This is a genomic window from Paenibacillus sp. P4_E11, from assembly GCF_056401635.1.
The window spans coordinates 1-5,203 of the sequence record NZ_JBFUIX010000196.1 but is presented as its reverse complement, the minus strand read 5'-3'; the positions used below and the strand labels follow the sequence as shown (position 1 = coordinate 5,203).

Sequence of the window (5,203 nt, the reverse complement as noted above, 5' to 3'; positions counted from 1 at the left end):
ATTCCACCTGCTCTCCGAGAACCGCTGGCCTGTCTTCCTGCTGCAGAACGGCGTCAAGTTCATTCGTGGCGAGAATGGGAAATACGACTTACAAGATCCTAAGATAAGTGAAGCGTTCGAGTTGTGCAGTACTTTGGTCCGTGAACATTTCCCACATCTCTCGACGGAGAGCGATGCTGACGCCGTAACGATGTTCCTGAACCAACGTGCCTCCATGATCATGGCGTCCTACTCCAACCTGAACGATCTGAAGCGAGCCGAGTTCGATTACGATATTGCGCCGCTCCCGCATCTACAACAGCCCAGCACGATGCTTGTCATTATCGGGTTGGCCATTAACAAGATGTCGGTCCGCAAATCCGCTGCGAAACGTTTCGTCGATTACTTGCTCTCTTACGAAACGCAACTGCATATTCGAAGACATACGCTCAACCTGCCGAGCTTGAAGCGAGCCGCTGAATGGGTTGGCGAAGAGATCGTGAAACGGCCATACCGCTACCACATGTATCGGGAAATCGTGCATACGTTCCGGACATACGCGGACTTGAACGTGTCGGCCAACGAACTGACCACGATCCGTGAAGAGCTCATGTACTACATTTCTCAGCTCGACAGCCTCGATACGATATTGAACCGATTGGAAGAGAAGCTCGTATAGGAACAGAAGTAAGTATAGAATCAAACGTTAAACACCCTGAGGCCGAAGCCTCAGGGTATTCGTATCGATCGATCATTATTATCCCCAACCTAATCCTGCAACCACCATGCTTGGGCACTACGAGGCGCAAGGACAAGCCCGTCTACCAATGGATTAGCTGACAATCGTTCCTCGGTCCAGAACTCGGTCCACTCCCCTTGAGCACTAGCATATTCAGAAGGTATTGCGGCCTGACGTTGATCATCGGTCAGATTGAACACCACAATTAGCTTCCGGTCGTTTCCATCTGCAATCACGATCGGGACCTCATCACCGTCATACTCGAACAGATTGATCGGTACACCCGGTCCGATAGCAGGTTCAAGAACTCGCTTGAGCAAGTCGTGTCCGAGCGCATTCAGCATCGGCAGCGAATCACCGAGGAACAAGTCCCCGCCGGTCACGAAGCAAGCGAGCAATAGCGTCTTCGCCTCCTCCAGCTCCATCTCACGTCCACTCGTCCAGTTCGAGCCAGCATTCCACGGTACAAGCGGCAGCCTGCGGCTCAGTTGCTTATCGTCCGTCGTCGCCTCACATCGAATGATAGCGAAGTCAGGATCGGTGTTGCCGACCGCACCCTGCATCCACCAACGAGCGAGCATGGAACGAATGTTTTGCCGAATCTGGCTCCAGTAATGATGAATATCTCCTGTCGTCCGATGCGCATCGGCCACACCGATGACCGCCTCATAAGGCGCTCCGCATGCAAGTAAATAAGCTTCATCTCCAATCGCCCCACGTATAATCTCGAACAACTTCCGGATCATACCGGCATGCGTAATATCGTCACGTGCGAACTTCGATGCCCCGAGCAGCAATTGGGTGAAGTCGCATTTGAAATACGTAAACCCGGCAGCACGCAATTGTCGGAACGTCATCTCCAGATGGTCAGCGACCTCTGAGTGCGTAATATCGAGCTGTGCCATGCTTCCGTAACTTAGATTTTGCAAGTATACGTTGCCCTGAGCGTCTCCTACGAACCAATCGGGATGTTGGCGAAACAACGGTGTATAGACATTGACCATGAGCGGAGCTGTCCAAATACCCGGTTCATACCCTACCTGTCGGATAGACTTGCACAAGGATTCCAGGCCGTCCTTGAACTTCCAGCCAGCTTCCCATACGCCCCATTGACATTCATAACCTTCGTCAATCACTATGTATTTCAACCGGTCTCCATAATTACCCCTAGCAAAGTCGGCATGAATGACAACTTCCTCTTGCGTCACCGCGCCCGCATAGTAGTCCCAGCTGTTCCACCCGGTCGCACGAGGTTTGTTCCGCAGAACAATCGGAACACGTTCCTGCATAAGCCGAGCATATCGCTTCAACAACTGTGCGCTGTCCGGGCCGAGCTGAACGATCAGATGAGCGAGCTCTACTCGGCTTGACTTGGCTAGTCGACGCGGGACCTGAAGACGAAAGCCGAAGCCGATCGCTCCGTCACGGTGCACCTTCTCGTGCAAGATCGGAATTTCGACGAAACAATCTTCGTAAGGAGGCAGTGCCCCCAGCAATATCGCTTGCCCGCTGCACCGTTCCGATAAGACTGTCATCATCCCGGAAGGCTCTGCTGGATTCGACCAAGCGCTCGGACGATGAATAGGGCGTACCCCCGATAACTTCATGAAGTCCTGGGAATGATATAGCTGGACGTAATCTCTAGCATCAAGCAGTGGCGTGAAGACTGTGGCCGGCCAGTCTATGCACACTTGAGACAAGCGAAAATCCTCGTCGCTATCGTTCACGACCGCGAAGTGAGCGACCCCATCGTGGTCCAACTCGCATTCGACGCGAATTAATCCCCATTGCCAAGTAATGCCCGTAGACGTCTCCTGTATAACTGCGTTCCCTCCTGATAATGTTCGGTTCAAGCCTACTACCTGTACATTTGATTTGCGGAACGATATGTGATCCATCATCCGAATATCCCCTCTCCCTCTCCATGCCAAATACACTACATTGATCTAGTTGGATAATATGAAGTGTATTTACTCGTATTTTTTATACCATAGTGAACCAGTGATTGTAAATACTGAAATGAAAAAGGACCTCCAGAGTATTAATTACTCCAGGGGTCCTTAGTTATCGAATCCAGTTTCATACAATCGATTGGAATGCGTGACGAATCACATCGCCCCGACTAATGATACCGACCAGTACTCCATTACGTTCTACGGGCAGCTTCTTGATCTGCTTCTTGCCTAAGATCGCAGCAATACTCTCGACTTCCACGTCCCAACCAACCTTGATCACTTTGCGCTTGGCAATTTCCAGCACGTTCAGTCGGAGCAGGCTTTCTGCCCGCTCTTCGAATTGTTCGTCGTCTCCCTTGAGCACCGCGGAATAGTAATAAGAATCCACAACCAGATCCTCGTGCTTGCCGATATAACGCATAATGTCACCATCACTAACGAATGCAACTATCTCATTCCTTTCATTAACGACCGGAACACCGCTAATGCGATGCTCCAGAAACCGTTCAATGACTGAGCGTACTGTATCCGTTTCTTTCACTTTATAGATGGGACTGATCATGATTTCATGAGCTTGCATACGACTAGTCCTCTCTTAATGAGCCGTTTCAGGTTTAACTTGCTGGCCAACAGGCTTGTCGGCTTCCGGCATCTTGTTCGATGTCCGAAGCGGTATTTCACGCAGGAAGAACGAAAGTATCATAGCGATAACCAATAACGCTGCACCTGACAGGAATACTGTAGTTAACGAGCCGCTCAATGCATCGCGAGTCGTATCGATAATTTGAGTAAACACGGGTTGCACGTTTGCCGGTAACGTCTGGTGAAGCTGCTCCAGCTTGGGCTGATCCAACAGCATCTGTGGATTTTGGAAGGGAGCCAGCTTACTAGCCATCTCAGGATCAAGCTTACTCAAGTCGGCTCCCTTGCCAGACTCCATTATTTCCTTCATATTCCTCGTCAGACTTGACTGCATAACTGTACCCATAATAGCAATCCCGATCGTACCGCCCAAGTTACGGAACAGTTGAGAAGATGCTGTAGCTACGCCGAGTTGAGCAGGGCTGACTGCGTTTTGCACCGTCAGAGAGAACACCGGCATTCCAACTCCAAGACCTAGACCGAATACGATCATGGCGATTACTGCTAGCCACACGCTGTTCATAAAGGCCATTATCAGCATACCTGCAATCATTATCGGCATCCCTATAACGGCATACTTCTTATACTTGCCCGACTTGGTAATCCATCTACCGGTAAAGGTGCTCAGCACGACCATAGCAATGGACATCGGCATCGTCACATAACCGGAATAGGTAGGCGAGATTCCTTCGACCCCTTGCACGAAGAACGGCAGGTAAATGAGCGCTCCCATCATCCCCGCGTTAAGAAGAAAGCCAATACTGTTGGATACGGTAACGATATCGTTTCGGAACAGAGACAGCGGTAATACCGGGCTCTTCGCTTTCCATTCTACGAATAGGAAGATTAGCAAGGATACAAGTGCTGTGGCGAACAAACCGATGATTTGTCCTGAACCCCAATCGTATTTGGTCCCTGCCCAAGAGAATCCGAGCAGCAAAGCTATGATCGTAATGCTTAGGAAAAGTGAACCTGCGTAATCGATCGTTTCGGATTGTTTGCGCTCCACCTTCGGGAACAGGAAAAGGATCATAAAGAATGCTACAACACCAAGCGGCAAGAAAATCCAAAACAACCATTTCCACTCCATATTGTCGACCAACCAACCACCAAGTGTCGGTCCAAGAACGCTGGAGAACCCGAATACCGCCATCATCACGCCGGTCCACTTCCCACGTTCCCGCGGGGCGAATAAATCACCGACCGCTGTGAACGCCGAGGCCATAATAATACCAGCCCCAATACCTTGAATCCCGCGATACGTAATCAGTTGAAATATGTCTTTGGAAAAACCGGTTAAGAATGCACCGATAATGAAGAACACAATCCCGGCCAGTATAAAAGGTTTCCGTCCATAAATATCGGACAGCTTACCAACAAGTACCGTTGCGATCGTCGAGGTTAGCATGTAGATCGTGATAACCCAAGTATAGTATTCCATGCCGCCGAGTATGGCTATAATTCGCGGCATCGCCGTGCTCACGATCGTCTGGTTAATAGCAGCAAAGAACATCGCAGCTATAATCGCGATCATAATCGTGATCTTCCGTTTGTGTGATAAATCTTCCAAGATTGTTCACTCCCCTTGTGTGATCGTTGATACTGAGTATAAGGACAGTTAGCTTATAGCTAATTTGTTTACCTACAATATCTTTAAACTATTTAAATAATAAATCCAAACACACAATATTGTCAAGTTAGTCTGAAGTTTAAATTAGCATTTCCTATTTCCAAAAAAKAAAACGGCCTTCTTCTTATATAAGAAGAAAGCCGCAGCTCTTGTACTGTTATGAGGCTGTCGATTCATTGTGAACACAGGAGTGGAAAGTGAAAAAGAGGACCCCGGCGAGTTTTGGCTTGAACCTCCATACCACGAAATCCCCTATAC

General features: G+C 49.3%; 4 protein-coding genes. 1 reads left to right on the top strand and 3 read right to left on the bottom strand.

The genetic code is table 11. The annotated features are described in order from the left end of the window. Positions 1–658 (top strand): extracellular solute-binding protein (locus tag AC1DWB_RS30985; RefSeq protein ID WP_477544949.1); only part of this gene is annotated, 658 nt, incomplete at its 5' end. An 89-nt stretch (positions 659–747) separates the two neighbouring features. Here AC1DWB_RS30985 and AC1DWB_RS30980 read toward each other — a convergent pair. The 3 genes from AC1DWB_RS30980 to AC1DWB_RS30970 form a co-directional block, all read right to left on the bottom strand. Continuing rightward, a complete protein-coding gene (locus AC1DWB_RS30980) occupies positions 748–2,619 on the bottom strand; it encodes an alpha-galactosidase (RefSeq protein WP_477544948.1) in 1,872 nt (623 codons plus the stop codon). A gap of 178 nt (positions 2,620–2,797) precedes the next feature. Further along, the gene (locus AC1DWB_RS30975; protein WP_477544947.1) at positions 2,798–3,253 is read right to left on the bottom strand and encodes a CBS domain-containing protein; all 456 of its coding nucleotides are present in this window, start codon (positions 3,251–3,253) and stop codon (positions 2,798–2,800) included. A 15-nt stretch (positions 3,254–3,268) separates the two neighbouring features. Then, positions 3,269–4,885 (bottom strand): MDR family MFS transporter, encoded by a 1,617-nt coding sequence (locus AC1DWB_RS30970; protein WP_477544946.1) that lies wholly within the window; start codon positions 4,883–4,885, stop codon positions 3,269–3,271. Positions 4,886–5,203 lie beyond the last annotated feature (318 nt).